This window comes from Amycolatopsis sp. NPDC058986, from assembly GCF_042741125.1.
Taxonomy (GTDB): domain Bacteria; phylum Actinomycetota; class Actinomycetes; order Mycobacteriales; family Pseudonocardiaceae; genus Amycolatopsis.
This window is the reverse complement of sequence record NZ_JBHYJW010000108.1, coordinates 1-14,954: the sequence shown is the minus strand read 5'-3', so window position 1 is coordinate 14,954 and position 14,954 is coordinate 1. Positions and strand designations below refer to the sequence as shown.

Annotated in this window: 10 protein-coding genes; 8 read left to right on the top strand and 2 right to left on the bottom strand. The window is 69.7% G+C overall.

The genetic code is table 11. The features are described 5' to 3' along the window. The 4 genes from ACFW0G_RS44335 to ligA all read left to right on the top strand — a co-directional run. A partial coding sequence (locus ACFW0G_RS44335) for an ABC transporter permease (protein WP_378331596.1) occupies positions 1–1,067 on the top strand: 1,067 nt, incomplete at its 5' end. A gap of 4 nt (positions 1,068–1,071) precedes the next feature. Beyond that, positions 1,072–3,834: an alkaline phosphatase family protein gene (locus ACFW0G_RS44330; RefSeq protein WP_378331595.1), complete on the top strand. Its 2,763-nt coding sequence runs from the start codon at positions 1,072–1,074 to the stop codon at positions 3,832–3,834. Between the two features lie 523 nt (positions 3,835–4,357). Further along, a complete protein-coding gene (locus tag ACFW0G_RS44325; protein ID WP_378331594.1) occupies positions 4,358–5,200 on the top strand; it encodes an alkaline phosphatase family protein in 843 nt (280 codons plus the stop codon). 125 nt (positions 5,201–5,325) lie between these two features. Continuing rightward, positions 5,326–7,317, top strand: coding sequence for an NAD-dependent DNA ligase LigA (ligA, locus tag ACFW0G_RS44320; protein ID WP_378331593.1), 1,992 nt, complete (start codon positions 5,326–5,328; stop codon positions 7,315–7,317). A gap of 247 nt (positions 7,318–7,564) precedes the next feature. Here the strand turns inward: ligA and ACFW0G_RS44315 are convergent, their stop codons facing one another. Continuing rightward, complete coding sequence (locus ACFW0G_RS44315; protein ID WP_378331592.1) at positions 7,565–8,329, bottom strand: IclR family transcriptional regulator; 765 nt, start codon at positions 8,327–8,329, stop codon at positions 7,565–7,567. Between the two features lie 160 nt (positions 8,330–8,489). Here ACFW0G_RS44315 and ACFW0G_RS44310 point away from each other — a divergent pair, with 160 nt between their 5' ends. Together ACFW0G_RS44310 and ACFW0G_RS44305 are read left to right on the top strand one after the other, a co-directional pair. Next, positions 8,490–9,194 carry a CoA transferase subunit A gene (locus ACFW0G_RS44310; protein ID WP_378331591.1) on the top strand — a complete coding sequence of 235 codons (705 nt, stop codon included), beginning with the start codon at positions 8,490–8,492 and terminating at the stop codon, positions 9,192–9,194. Positions 9,195–9,196: 2 nt separating this feature from the next. After that, positions 9,197–9,838: a CoA transferase subunit B gene (locus ACFW0G_RS44305; RefSeq protein WP_378331590.1), complete on the top strand. Its 642-nt coding sequence runs from the start codon at positions 9,197–9,199 to the stop codon at positions 9,836–9,838. On the opposite strand, the gene ACFW0G_RS44300 is transcribed toward ACFW0G_RS44305, so the two are convergent. Next, positions 9,816–12,167 carry a penicillin acylase family protein gene (locus ACFW0G_RS44300; RefSeq protein ID WP_378331589.1) on the bottom strand — a complete coding sequence of 784 codons (2,352 nt, stop codon included), beginning with the start codon at positions 12,165–12,167 and terminating at the stop codon, positions 9,816–9,818. The two genes, ACFW0G_RS44305 and ACFW0G_RS44300, sit on opposite strands and share 23 nt — an antisense overlap. 386 nt (positions 12,168–12,553) lie before the next feature. Between ACFW0G_RS44300 and ACFW0G_RS44295 the strand changes: the two genes are divergently transcribed. Both ACFW0G_RS44295 and ACFW0G_RS44290 read left to right on the top strand, forming a co-directional pair. After that, positions 12,554–13,075 carry a hypothetical protein gene (locus tag ACFW0G_RS44295; protein WP_378331588.1) on the top strand — a complete coding sequence of 174 codons (522 nt, stop codon included), beginning with the start codon at positions 12,554–12,556 and terminating at the stop codon, positions 13,073–13,075. A gap of 74 nt (positions 13,076–13,149) precedes the next feature. Beyond that, on the top strand, positions 13,150–14,697 hold the full coding sequence (locus tag ACFW0G_RS44290) for an MFS transporter (protein WP_378331587.1): 1,548 nt from the start codon (positions 13,150–13,152) through the stop codon (positions 14,695–14,697). Positions 14,698–14,954 lie beyond the last annotated feature (257 nt).

The following is a 14,954-nucleotide window of genomic DNA, read 5'->3' as shown; positions in this document are numbered from 1 at the left end:
GAGACGTGTTCGCCGCCGAAGACCGGCTCGGCACCGGGCGTCATCTGCTGGTGGCGGTCCGGTCGTACCGGCGGATCTTCGCGGCGAAGGCGCTGGCGAGTCTCACGGTCATCCTCGTGCTCGTGGCCGGGATGGCGGTTTCCAGTGCCGTCGGCGGAATCCTCGCGGTCGGCGACCGGCCGCCGACCGGTCTCGACGGTCACCTGCTGTCCCCGGCGGAGGCCGCCGGGAAGGTCCTGCTCGCGTGGATCTGCGTACTCGCCCCGACGCTGGCGCTCGCCGCGATCGGACTGCTCGGGTCCGTCGCGTTAGGACGGTCGCCGATGGGCCTGCTGCTGCCCGCCGTCGTCGCTCTCGCGATGGCGCTCGCCCAGCTGCTGCCGTTGCCCGTCGCCGTCCGGCTCGCGCTGCCCAGCTACGGCTTCATCGCGTGGAACGGCCTGTTCACCAGCCCGGCACAGCTCGGCCCGCTGCTCATCGGCGTCGCGGTCGGCCTGGTGTGGGCGGTGGTCGCGACCGTGCTGGCCTATCTGCTCTTCCTGCGGCGTGACTTCACCAACCTCACCGCCGACGGCTCCGGGCGCCGCGCGATCACCGTGGGAGCCGCGCCGCTGGCCGGGCTCCTCGCCCTCACGGTCGCGGTCATCGCCGTCGCGACCCCGTCGCTGGGTTCCGGGATCGACCAGGACAAGGTGCAGCGGTCGCTCTCCACCGCGTTCGCCCATCTCTACCGCCTGCAGACCGGGCAGCTCAACCGGCCCGACGTCACCGAGGAGCAGCTGGCGGCCACGGCGGCCTGTACCAAGGGCGGCGGCATGGCCGTTCCCGAGGGCCCCGGCAACGACTGGCGGTGCGTCGTCTCCTGGCGTCTCCCCGGCGTCGAGGCCGCCGGGTCGGCCATCTACCAGCTCGACGTCACCGCGGACGGGCGGTACGTCGCGGACGGCGACGGGCCGAAGGAAGTCAACGGCTATTTCCCGGTGCGGACCCCTGCCGGGGATCAGCCCAACCCCCTCTGGCAGTTCGACGGGAACGTCGAACTGCTCTCCTCCACTCCGAAGGGATAGCTCGATGCAGGTAACACGCCGCAGACGGCGTGCCGGGAAGGACCGGCGCGGCCTGCTCGGCAGGGGCGCTGGCCGCGGGCTGCGCATCGCGACGGCAGGTTCGACCGCACTCGTCCTGGTCGCCACGGGCACCGGGATCGGTTTCGCCCAGACCCGTCAGTTCGGCACCGAGAAGGTCGGCGATATCACCGACAAGGGCCAGGTCATCTCGTCCGACCAGTACATCGCCCCGTACGGACAGCGCCTGCTCATCACCAACGGCAAGATCATGTCGTCGTCGGTCAGCCCGGACGGCACCCATCTCGCCGCCTCGGTGACCGACGGCGGGCTCGCGTTGTCCATTGTGGACCTGAAAAGCTGGAAGGTGCAGCAGCTCGTCGGCAACTCGGCGTCGGCGAACCTGCGCATCAGCGGCAACGACGTCGGCCAGGAAGGCCCCACGTACTCGCCCGACGGTGCACAGCTGTGGCTGGGACAGACCGACGGCTACCGCAAGTTCACCGTGAACCCGGACGGCACGCTCGCCAACCCGGTCTTCGTCCCGATCCCGGCGGACGGCGCGAAGCACGCGCTGGTGGGCGAAGCGGTGTTCTCACCGGACGGTTCGACCGTGTACTCCGCGATCAACGGCCAGAACCGCGTGGTCGCGCTCGACGCCGCGACCGGGGTCGTCCGGCAGAGCTGGGCCGTCGGCAACGCCCCACGCGATCTGGCCAAGGTCGGCACGAAGCTCTACGTCAGCAACGAGGGCGGACGTCCGGCGAAGCCGGGCGAGGCCACGCTGAACTCCTATAACACCCCGGTCCCGGCCGACCCCGCGACCGGTGCCACCACCACCGGCACGGTCAGCGTCATCGACCTGGCGAACCCGGCCGCCACCGTCGCGAGCATCGACGTCGGCCTGCACCCGACCGCCCTGTACGCCAGGAACGGGGCGCTGTTCGTCACCAACACCGCCACCAACGACGTCTCGGTCATCGACACCGCCCGTGACAAGGTCGTCCAGACCATCGCCACCCAGCCGTGGCCGGAGGCGTCGGTCGGCTACGAGCCCGACGCGGTGGCGCTCACCGACGACGGTCATCTGCTGGTGACGCTCGGCCGCGCCAACGCTGTCGCCGTCTACCGGTACAAGAACCCGCTGGAGCCGGTCAGCTACGTCGGCCTGCTCCCGACGGACTACTTCCCCGCGGAGATCACCACGGCCGGAAACGACGTGCTGGTCTCCAACACGCGGGGCGTCGACGCCCGCCGCCCCACGAGCGCGGCCGGGCACGGCACCCACGACACGACGTCGAGCCTGCAGCGGTTCAAGCTGCCGGACGACCGCGTCATCAGGTCCGAGACCGGCAAGGTCTTCACCCAGAACGGCTGGCACGGCGGCTCGGTCTCGCTCACCGAGGGCAAGGGCGGCAAGAAACCGGTGCCGGTCCCCGGCAAACTCGGCGAGCCCTCGACGATCAACCACGTCTTCCTGGTCGTCAAGGAGAACCGCACCTACGACCAGGTCTTCGGGGACATCCCGAAGGGCAACGGCGACCCGAAGCTGGCGCAGTTCGGCGAGAACGTCACGCCGAACCAGCACGCGATGACCCGGCAGTTCGGGCTGTACGACAACACCTACGACATCGGCACGAACTCCGCCGAGGGGCACAACTGGCTGATGCAGGCCGACAACCCGGAGTACACCGAGTCGTCGGCGGGCGAGTACAAACGCAGCTACGACACCGAGGACGACGCGCTCGGCCACCAGCGGAGCGGATTCCTCTGGAGCGGCGCGCAGGCGGTGGGCAAGAGCGTCCGGGACTTCGGCGAGTTCCAGCAGTTCCTGACCAAGCCGCCCGGCGCGAGCTGGCAGAACCTGTACTGCGACACCAGGGACATGCGGTCCACCGGCAAGGACACCGCCTATCCCCTGGTCTCCTCCTCGCCGATCCCGTCGCTCAACGACATGTCGGTGCACGGGTTCCCGAAGTTCGACACCGATGTCCCGGACATCTACCGGTACGAGATCTGGAAACGGGACTTCGAGAAGAACGGGCCGGCGAACCTGAACATGTTCTGGCTCTCCAGCGACCACACCGGCGGCCCGCCGAACGCGGCCGCCCAGGTCGCGGACAACGATCTCGCGGTCGGCAGGATCGTGGACACGATCTCGCACAGCCCGTACTGGAAGGACTCCGCGATCTTCGTGGTCGAGGACGACTCCCAGGCCGGTCTCGACCACGTCGACGGCCATCGCGCCCCGATCCAGATCATCAGTCCGTGGGCCCGGCACGGCGTGGTCGACAGCCACTACTACTCGCAGATCACGATGATCCGGACCATCGAGCAGATCCTCGGGATCCACCCGATGAACCAGAAGGACAGCGCGGCCACCCCGATGCGCGGGGCGTTCACCCACGCACCCGACTTCACACCGTTCACCGCGCTGCCCAACCGGACGTCGCTGACCGCGGGCCTGAAAACCCCGCCGCCCTGCGGCGCAGACTCCCCCGCGCCACCGGATCCCGCGGCCGCCGCCGTGGCGCCGGACACCATACCGGCGGACAAGCAGCAGGTCGCGGCGCAGTGGGCGGAATGGCAGACGCACCAGCGCCTGTCCGGGCCCGACGCCAAGGCCGACTACGCGAATCCCGCGCAGATGAACCACTTCACGTGGTACCAGACGCACGGGTGGACACAGCCGTACCCCGGTGAGGATCGGGTCCACGCACCGGAGCAGGTGCCCGGCGCCGCGATCCCGTCCCCGGACTCCGACGGCTGACCTTCCACGACACCGATGGGGTTCCTCGCCGACAGTGCGTCGGCCAGGAGCCCCATCGTGTCTTGTCCGAGAGTGCCGGTGGTGCCCGCCGCGGAGGTGGAGGGAACCGAGGGACGCCCTGGGTGCATCCAACGCACCCAGGGACGCCCTCGTCGCAACGACCCGCCCCGCCGGGCCTCCCGCTGCGAGCCGTACCGAATGCCGTGCAGGCGTCCTTCACAGCACTGAGCGCACCGAAAGCTCCCTTCAGCACATTGGCGTCCACAAAGGACATAGCGACATCGGCGGGAACATCAAAAAGGAATTCACATTCTCCGAGATCATGGCGCCCGATCAGTAAATGTCGGAGATTTTCTCTCCACCCATTCTATGAACGCACGGTGCGGCATTCTTGGCTGGCTATTCACGCGAAGCTACCCCCTATTCACACGAACAGGCGCACAATTCCTCCCCGTCGGACCGGAACCCGGAAACGGCACCGACCCGGCACGCAGAGTCCTATGTGGACAACAAAGGAGGAATTGTGCGAATCGGACGAATGGTGGGCGTGATCACCACGGCCGCGTTGACCGTCGCGGGTCTCCTCGCGGCACAGCCGACGGCTTCGGCCGCGGGTGTGCCCCGTCCCGACCACGTCGTCGTGGTGGTGATGGAGAACCATTCCTACAAAGAGATCGTCGGCAGCTCGTCGGCGCCGTACATCACTTCGCTGGCCAACGGCGGCGCGAACTTCTCCCAGTCGTTCGCGGTGACCCACCCCAGCGAGCCCAACTATCTCGCGCTGTTCTCGGGCTCGACGCAGGGCCTGACCGACGACTCCTGCCCGCACACCTATTCCTCGGCCAACCTCGGGTCCGAACTGATCGGCGCCGGCAACTCGTTCATCGGCTATTCCGAGAGCATGCCGTCCGACGGCTACACCGGCTGCACGAGCGGCCAGTACGCGCGCAAGCACAACCCGTGGGTGAACTTCACCAACGTTCCCGCGTCCGGCAATCTGCGGTTCAGCCGGTTCCCCACCGACTACACCACGCTGCCCAGCGTGTCGTTCGTGGTGCCGAACCTCTGCAACGACATGCACGACTGCAGCATCTCCACCGGTGACACCTGGGTGAAGAACAACATCGACGCCTACGCGCAGTGGGCCAAGACCCACAACAGCCTCCTGATCGTCACCTTCGACGAGGACGACCACAGCCAGAACAACCAGATCCCCACCATTTTCTCCGGCCAGCACGTGAAGACCGGGAAGTACACCGAGCACATCACCCACTACAACGTGCTGCGGACCCTCGAGGACGCCTACGGCCTCGCCTGCACCGGCTCGGCCTGTGGCGCCACCCCGATCACCGACAGCTGGCAGTAACCGGCATCCGGGTCCCGGCGGGCGGCCATCCCCCTCGCCGGGACCCGGCTCCCAGCCGGGTACGCGGCGCCGCCGGGCCTGCCAGAAGGTGTTCTTGTCGGTGGGCCCGGGTAGCGTCTCGCGGTGTGGACGCACGGGAACGCATTCAGGAACTCGCCGACAGGGTCGTCGCGCTGCGTGACGCCTACTACCGGGGCTCGCCGCTGGTGGCGGACGCGGAGTACGACGCGATCGAGGACGAGCTGCGGGGGCTGATCGAGGCGAACCCGGAGCTGGCGCCCGATCCGAACCCGCTCGAGCAAGTAGGCGCGCCCACGGTGCTGCACGCCCCGATCCGGCACTCGCGCCCGATGTTGTCGCTGGACAAGGCGACCCGGCCCGAGCAGGTCGCGGCGTTCTTCGACCGCTTTCCCGGTCAGCCGGTGGTGGTGATGCCGAAGCTGGACGGGCTGTCGCTGGCCCTGGTCTACGAGGACGGGCGGCTGGCACGGGCGGTCACCCGGGGAGACGGGACGACCGGCGACGACGTGACCATCCTGGTGCGGGCGCTCACCGACGGGGTGCCGGAGCGGGTCGACGCACCGGGCCGGGTCGAGGTGCGGGGCGAGGCGGTCATGTTGCGGTCCACTTTCGCCGCGTACAACACCGCTCATCCGGACAAGCCACTGATCAACCCGCGCAACGCGGCGGCGGGCACCCTGCGGGCCAAGGATCCGGCCACCGTGGCCGAGCGGCGCCTGCGGTTCTTCGCCTTCGACCTGGACACCGACCCCGACAGCACGGACGCCGACCTCGGCAGCGCACTGCAGGCGATCGGGTTCACCGCAGCGGACATGCGCCGCTGCGCCGACGCGGAGGCGGCGCAGGAGGTGATCGCGACGATCGAGCGGCAGCGCAACGAACTGGACTACGACCTCGACGGCGCCGTGCTGCGCCTGGCCGACCGGGACGCCTACGCCGCGGCCGGGACCAGGTCGAGTTCACCCCGGGGCGCGCTGGCCTACAAGTTCGCCGCCGAGGAGAAGACCACCGTGCTGGCCGACGTGGTCTGGGACGTCGGCAAGACGGGCAAGATCGCCCCGGTGGCCTGGCTGGAGCCGGTGTTCGTGGGCGGGACGACGGTCACCAGGGCGACGCTGGCCAACCAGGAGGTCATCCGCGCCAGGGACATCAAGATCGGCGACACGGTGCTGGTCCGCCGCGCGGGCGACGTGATCCCGTTCGTCGCCGGGGTGCTCGACGCGTCGAAACGCACCGGCGCGGAAAAGGAGATCGTGCCGCCCGCCACGTGTCCCTCGTGCGAGCAGCCGCTGACCGAACAGGGCAACAGCCGGGAACTGTTCTGCACCAACGTTTCCTGTCCCGCGCAGACCGTGCGGCGGCTGATCCACTGGGCGTCGCGGGCCGCCGCGGACATCGACGCCGTCGGCGGGGTCTGGATCGAACGGCTCGCCGAAGCCGGGCTGCTGGAGAACCCGTCGGACTTCTACCGGCTGACCAAGGAACGGCTGCTGGAGTTCGAGCGCATCGGCGAGGTCTCGGCCACGCGCATGATCGAGTCGATCGACGCGAGCCGCCGGGTCGGCCTGCGCCGGGCGCTGATCGGGCTCGCGATCCCGATGGCCTCGGACGGCACCGCGGCCCGGCTGTGCCGCGCGGGATTCGGCTCGCTCGAGAAGGTCGCCGAAGCGGGCGTCGACGGCCTCGTGGCCGTGGAGGACATCGGGCCGAAGGTCGCCGCCTCCCTCGTCGAGCACCTCACCCGGCTGCGGCCCGAGCTGGAACGGCTGCGCGAGGCAGGCGTATCCCTGGACGTACGCGACGAGGACCTCCCGCCGGTCGTCGCGGCCGACGCGCCGCTGGCGGGCAAGACCGTGGTGATCACCGGCGCGATCAGCGACCCCCGCTCCGGCGAGAAGGTCGCGCGCCCGGTCTTCCAGCGGCTGTGCGAGAAGGCAGGCGCCGCGACCGCGTCGTCGGTCTCGGCCAATACCGACCTGCTCATCACCGGCGCCGGGGTCGGGGACAGCAAGCTCGCCAAGGCCGAGAAGCTCGGCGTCGAAGTCGTCGACCAGGGAGAGATCTGGCAACAGCTGATCGCGGCGGGTGTCGTCTGAACCGGTCGGCGCCGCCGTGCCCCGCGCGTCCGGTGCCGAAGGACGCCTTCGGGGCGCTCACCTCTCCGAGGGACGCCCTCGTCGCACCCAACGCACCCAGGGCGCCCCTCGGCACCCAGGCACGACCACGCCTCCACACCTCGGGTCCACAAAGGACAAAACCGCCGTCAAGGACTCCTTACGGGCGTCTGACGCCCGTAAGGAGTCCTTGACGGCATTACGCTGGCCCTGGGGCTGGCGGCGTACGTCAGCGCGTCTGGAGGGTCCGTGTCAGGGCGTGTGCTTCCTTCAGCAACAGCGCCCCCAGCTCTGGACGGCGGTCTTCCCGGAAGCGGGACTCCACGCCGGTCAGGGTGAGGGCCCAGGCCGGTTCGCCCGCCCGGTCGAAGACCGCCGCGGCCATCCCCCAGCTTCCCTCGACCACCAGACCGGGGTTGACCGCGTACCCGAGTTCCCGCGTGAGCGCCACGCGTTCCCGCACGGCGCCGGCGGCGTGCGCCGGGCCCCACTGGGCGACGAGATCGGTCCGCCGCAGGTACGCGTCGATCTCGCGGTCGGGCAGCATCGCCAGCAGGACCTGCCCCGCCGAGACCACGCCGAGCGGGAACCGCGCCCCCTCGTACAGCACGAAGGACCGGATCGGGAAGTCCCCGTCCTCCCGCAGCAGGCAGACCGTTTCGTCGCCGCGGCGGGCGGAGAAGAAAGCGCTCTCCCCGGTGGCGGCGGCGAGCCGGTGGACGCCTGCGCGTGCGTGCTGGGTGACGTCGTACCGCCGGGCCGCTACCTCGCCCAGCAGGTACAGCTCCGGACCGAGGAACCACAGGCCGGTGCGCTGGTCGCGGTCGACGTAGCCCTCGTCGGCGAGCGCCGTCAGCAGCCGGTGCGTGGTCGGCCGGGCCAGCGCGGTCGCCCGCGCGATCTGCGACGTCGAGGCCCCCTGCTCCGGGGCTGCCGACACCGCGTGCAGCACGGCGGCGATCCGGCCGGTCACATGCGCCGGTGGAGTGTCCATGACCACGATCCTACGTCCACTGAGTGAACGCCCTCATCGAAATCGGTCACCATCCGAGAACTTCGACGCCCGCGAACCCCGTGCCATTGACGGGTTATCGCGGCCCGGCCTTGAATATCGCTGCGTTCACTGAGCCGACAGTGCCGACAGGGAGAATGACGTGTCAACGAGGTACACCAGCGCCGCCGCGGCACTCGCCGATGTGCTCGCCGACGGCATCACCATCGCCGTCGGGGGTTTCGGTCTCAGCGGCAACCCGAACGACCTCATCGAGGCCGTTCGCGACTCCGGGGCCCGCGACCTGACCATCGTGTCCAACAACATGGGCGTCGACGGCAAGGGGCTGGGCCTGCTGCTGGAGAACCGGCAGGTACGCAAGGTGATCGCGTCCTACGTCGGCGAGAACAAGCTGTTCGCCCAGCAGTACCTCGACCGCGACCTCGAGGTCGAGTTCGTCCCCCAGGGCACGCTCGCCGAACGGATGCGGGCGGGCGGCGCGGGCATCCCCGCCTTCTACACCCGCGCCGGCGTCGGGACCCCGGTCGCCGAGGGCAAGCCGCATGCCGACTTCGACGGGGTGACCCACGTCCAGGAACGCGCCATCGTCGCCGATGTCGCGCTCGTCCACGCGCACACCGCCGACCCGGCGGGCAATCTCACCTACCGCTACGCCGCCCGCAACTTCAACCCGCTGGTCGCGACCTGCGGGCGCGTCAGCGTCGCGGAGGCCGAGATCGTGCTGGACACCTTTCTCGACCCGGACGTCGTCGTCACCCCCGGTGTGTACGTCGACCGGCTCGTGCCGGCACGGGAGCGCGTCAAGGAGATCGAAAAGCTGACCCTGCGGCCGAAAGCGACGGTGTGATCATGGCCTGGACACGCGACGACATGGCCGCCCTCGCCGCCCGCGAGCTGCGCGACGGCGACTACGTCAACCTCGGGATCGGCATTCCCACCCTCGTGGCGAACCACGTGCCGGACGGCGTCCGAGTCACCTTGCAGAGCGAGAACGGCATCCTCGGGCTGGGCCCCTTCCCTGCCGAAGGCGAGGAGGACGCCGACCTGATCAACGCGGGCAAACAGACCGTCACCCTCGCTCCCGGCGGGAGCTTCTTCGACTCCGCGACCTCCTTCGGCATGATCCGCGGAGGCCACATCGACATCGCCCTCCTTGGCGCGCTCCAGGTCGCGGCCAACGGCGACCTCGCCAACTGGACCGTGCCCGGGGCACTCGTCAAGGGCATGGGCGGGGCCATGGACCTGGTCGCCGGGGCGCGGCGCATCGTGGTCCTCACCGACCACGTCGCCAAGGACGGCACGCCCAAGATCGTCGAGCGGTGCACGCTTCCCCTCACCGGCGCCGGCGTGGTGGACCGGATCATCACCGACCTCGCCGTCTTCGACGTCACCCCGTCGGGACTCCGCCTTGTCGAGATCGCGCCCGGCGTGTCACCGGAAGAGATCCGTGACAAGACGGCCGCTCCTGTCAGCGCGGCGGTTGCAGCCTGATCCGTACGTCGAGGTTGCGCTCGACCTCGGCCCGGCTGTACAGCAACGGGAACGCGCCGCCCGATGCCCACAGTCCGTTCAGATCGCGGTAGTGCGGGCTCCGCGGATCACCGGACTGCCCCGGCGCGTTGATCGCGGACGAGCCGTTCCAGTTGCCGACGTCGAGCGCCATCTTGAAGGTTGCGCCGATGATCTGCTGGTAGTTCGCCGGGAAGAAGAACGACGGGTGGACGGTGTGGTAGTCGCCGCCGACCGGGGTCGGGCCGACGTTCGGCTCGCCGAGCGGGTGCCGGAACTGCTGGAACTGCAGCGCGCCCCAGCGCCAGGCCGACGGGTCCGGGCCGAGCTTGCCCGCGACCTCACGGAAAGCCGAGGGCAGCGTGTCCAGGATCAGCTTGTCGCGCACCGCCGCGCCGTCCGGGCCCAGCCACGCCTTCGGATCCGCGAACGACGCGAGGACCAGGCTGTAGTCGGGGTTGATGGTGTTCGCCAGCGTGTCCGCGGCGGCTTGGGGCAGCACCGCGTGCGCCCACGCGGCGTGCAGGTGCTTCATGATCCAGATCTCGAACAGCGCCGCGGGCGCCGAATCCAGTGAGGCCACGCCGTCGTAACCACGCAGCAGGTCCTGCGCCTTCGCGGTGTCCGGGTCCGAAGAGGACAGACCACGGAGGTACTGGAGCAGTTCACCGGCCACGAGCGACTTCTCGTCCTTCTGCAGCGCCAGTGAGTCCGCGACGGTCGCGCCGGGATGGGACCTGATCAGCTCGTCGATGCGCTGCTTGCGGTACGGCAGCTGCCATTCGTAGTTGGACACCACGGGATGACCCGGCGGGATGTTGAAGTCGTTGGCGGAGGCGAAGAATCCGGACGCCGGGTTGTACTGGCCTGGCAGCTCGCTGTTCGCGTGGAAACCGTTCCACTCGTACCGGCCGTCGCCGGGGACGGGCAGCAGGCCGTCGTAGTTCGCGCCGGTGCGGCGCGGCGTCAGCCCGGCCGGGACGTAACCGATGTCGCCGTGCGTGTCCGCGTACACCAGGTTCGATCCCGGCGTGCCCCATTTCTGCATGGCCGTGGTGAACTCGCCGAAGTTCTTGGCCCGCTGGTAGTTCAGGCTGCCCAGATACGCCGAGCTGCCCGGTTGCGTCCACGCCGAGCGGACCGCGAACGCCCGGTGCGCGGCCTCGTCGACCTTGACGACCCCGCCGTGCCGGGTGAACGCCAGCTCCCGGGTGACCGGCGCGCCGCCCTGCACCGGGATGGTCTCGGTGACCGTGGTCATCCGCTCCCAGCCGTCGCCGTAGCGATAGCGGGTGTGGTCCTTCGGGTCGAGTTCGTAGACGTACAGGTCGGTCTGGTCGATCGGCAGGTTGGTCAGGCCGAACGCGATGGTCCCGTTGTGCCCGATGGCGATTCCCGGGTTCCACGGCTCCCCCGCGCCGGCGAGGTTCAGGCCCGGCGCGGACAGTTGCGCGACGTACCGGCCCGAGGGCAGCGCGTCGGTGCCGCGGTGCGGGTCGTTGGCCAGGATCGGGCGTCCCGACGCGGTGCGGCCCGGTCCGATCGCCCACGCGTTGCTGCCGGTGGTGGCGTCGGCGATGTCCTTGGTCTCGAATCCCTTGCCGGTGAAGGAAACCGCGGCGGTCGCCAGGTTGTACACCTTCAGCACGTCGTCCGGGATCACGCACGGGTCGAGCCCGGCGGGCACCACCGCCTCGTGCGCGGGGCGCAGGCTCCGCAGGTAACGGCTCGCGCCCTGACCCGCCTGGCAGACCAGCTTCGCGCGGATGACCTCCCACGACAGGTTCTCCCCGATGGCATGCGTGCGGATGCGCACCACGTCCTCCGGGCGCCAGCGGGCCGGCCGGTAGCCGAGCTTGCCGAACTCCGGCGGGACGGCCGAGGGGTTGCGGGCCAGCCAGTCGACGTAGGCGTTGATGCCCTCGGCGAACCGGGTCGCGGCCAGTCTGCCTTCCGGCCCGTACGACGCCCACTCCGCGTCCATGTCACCGCGGTAGAGGAACAGCCGGGCGGCGCGATCCTGGTCCACATAGGACGGTCCGAGGACCTCGCTGAGCGTGCCGAGGCCACGCCTTCGCCAGGTGTCGATCTGGAACAGCCGGTCGCGCGCGATGTTGTAGCCCTGCGCGAAGAACAGGTCGCTGGTGTCGGCGGCGTAGATGTGCGGCACGCCCCACTTGTCGACCAGCAGGTCCACCGGCTTGCGCAGCCCGGCCACCTCGTAGGCCGCGGCCGGAGCCGCGGCGGCGACGGGAGCCGTGGACATCCCGCAGAGACCGACCAGCACGGCGAGGAGGGCGCGTACTCGCACCCCCCTCGACGATCGGCGCCTGCCCCTGCCAGCGCCCCCGGGCCCACGACGGGCTGCCGTCGCCATGCTGCTCACCTCGTCCGCGTTCGGCCGGATTCTCCGTTTGCTGTCTAGCGGATCCGGACGCGTGACCGCCAGCCCCTATGGGGGCCGACGCGTAAACCACGACAAAACCTCTCACACAACCCCTATTCTCGAATTTCTCCGGTCAATTCCCGCGCCCTTACGCCGATCAGGTGACCCTTATAGGGGTTTTCCCGGAAGGGTGAATCCGGTATAGCGCAGAGTGGACTGGGGCCCTCCGCAAGCGCGATGCGGGGGCTGGCCCTACCGATTTCCGGGCCTCCGGCTGTTAGCGTCGAAGACGCGAATTCCGGGGAGGCGAGATGTTCGGCTGGCTGGCGCTGACCCTGGGTATCGCGTTCGGGTCCGCGGTGATCCCGTTCTTCAGCATCGAGGTCTTCGTGATCGGGCTGGTGGCGAGCCGGCCGGGGATTCCGTGGCTGGCGATCGGCGTCGCGGCCGCTGTCGGCCAGGTCGCCGGGAAGCTGCTCTACTTCCTCGCGGCGCGCGGATCGATCAGGCTGCCACGGTTCCTGCACGAGCGCCTGCACCGGGAGCGGCGGAACACACGGTGGCGGGAATACCTGCGTGCCAGGACGAAGTGGCTGAAGGCCAAGCTGGACGCGCTCCGGGAACGCTGCGTCCGGAATCCTTTGTGGATGAACGGGACCTACGGGATCAGCGCGCTGGTCGGGCTCCCGCCGCTCATGGCGACCACGCTGCTGGCCGGCCTCGTGCGCATGCGGCTGTCGGCCTTCCTGGTGACGGGACTCGCCGGCAGGCTGGTGCGGTTCAGCGTGCTCGCCGCCTCCCCCGCGCTGTTCACCCAATGGTTGCAGTTCTAGCGAATGCCCGGTACCACGCCGGGAATAACGCGTGCCGATAATCTCCGCACGATTCTTCCGTATACTCCGCGGGTATGGTGGAACCAACGCAACCCGCACCCAAGGCCGCCGCCGGAGCCTGGGCCGGGCTCGGCGTGCTGGTCCTCACCGGCGTGATCGTGTCGATGGACATGTCGGTGCTGTTCTTCGCGTTGCCCTTCCTCAGCGCGGATCTGCGGCCGTCGGCCACCGAGACACTGTGGATACTCGACATCTACGGCTTCCTGCTGGCCGGTCTGCTGATCACCATGGGCACGCTGGGCGACCGCATCGGCCGCCGCAAGCTCCTCATGATCGGTGCCGCGCTCTTCGGCGCCGCGTCCGTCGTCGCGGCCTATTCGGCCAATCCGGAGATGCTCATCGCGGCCCGCGCGCTGCTCGGCATCGGCGGTTCGACACTGGCGCCGTCGACGCTTTCGTTGATCCGCAACATGTTCCACGACGCCGGACAGCGCAGGACCGCGATCGGCATCTGGACGGCGGGCTTCGCGGGCGGCAGCGCGCTCGGCCCGATCGTGGGCGGGCTGCTGCTGGAACACTTCTGGTGGGGCTCGGTGTTCCTGATCAACGTGCCGGTGATGGTGGCGCTGCTCGTGCTCGCCCCCCGTCTGGTGCCCGAGTTCAAGGCGCCGGCGTCCGGGCGGTTCGACCTGCTGAGCGCGGTGCTGTCGTTCGGCACGGTGCTGCCGGTGATCTACGGCATCAAGAAGATCGCCGCGGACGGGGTCGGCCCGGTGCCGGTGGCGGCGGTCGTCGTCGGAGTCGTGGTCGGCGTGTTCTTCCTGCGCCGTCAGCGCAGGCCGCATCCGCTGATCGACGTCCGGCTGTTCGCCGAACGCGGCTTCAGCGCGTCGGTGACGGCCAACGCGCTGACCACGTTCGCGATGATGGGTGTGCTGCTGTTCGTCGCGCAGTACCTCCAGGTGGTCCTCGGGATGCGGCCGCTCGTCGCGGCGCTGTGGTCCCTGCCGGGCTTCCTCGGGATGCCGATCGGCATCACCGTGGCCACCACGGCGGTGCGCCGGTTCCGGCCGGGCTACGTCGTCAGTGCCGGGCTCGCGATCGCGGCGGCCGGGATGCTGATCCTGAACTGGCTCGAGATCGGCTCGGGACTCGCGGTGATCATCCCCGCGATCTTCGTGATCGCGGTCGGCATCGGGATCGTTTCGGCGCTGGCGAACGACCTGATCATCGCCACCGCCCCGCCGGAGCGCGCCGGGGCCGCCTCGGCCATTTCGGAGACCGGCACCGAGTTCGGGGGCGCGCTGGGCATGGCGGTGCTGGGCAGCGTCGGCTGGGGCGTCTACGGTGCCAAGCTGCTCGAACTCGCGCCGCCCGGGCTCTCGCCCCAGGATCTGCACGCGGCCAAGGACACCCTCGGCGCCGCCGCCGAAATAGCCGGGCGGCTCTCCGATCCCCTCGGCCCCGCCTTGACCGGTGCCGCCAACGAGGCCTACCTCGACGGCCTGCGGGTCGCCGGGCTGGCCGGGGCCGCGATCATGCTCGTCGCCGCGGTGCTCTCGGCGGCGCTCCTGCGGCGCATCCGCTCCGACGCCGCCCTGCAAGCCACCCGCGACACCTGACGTCCTTTGTGGACTGGCGTTCCGTGAATGCCACATTGAGGGACTCTGAGTCCCTCAATGTGGCATTCACGGACAGGGCGGGGCGGTCCTTCCCGGTGTCACTTTCGTCCTTTGTGGACTTTGGTGGGAGGCGCGGCTCGCGGCAGGCGCGCTGAAGGGCGCCTTCGGCACCGGAGCCCACCCCCGGAGAGGTGACCAGCTCCCGGCGCAGGAAGGTCCGTGGGGGCCTCCTTGAGGGACTCTGGGTCCCTCAAGGA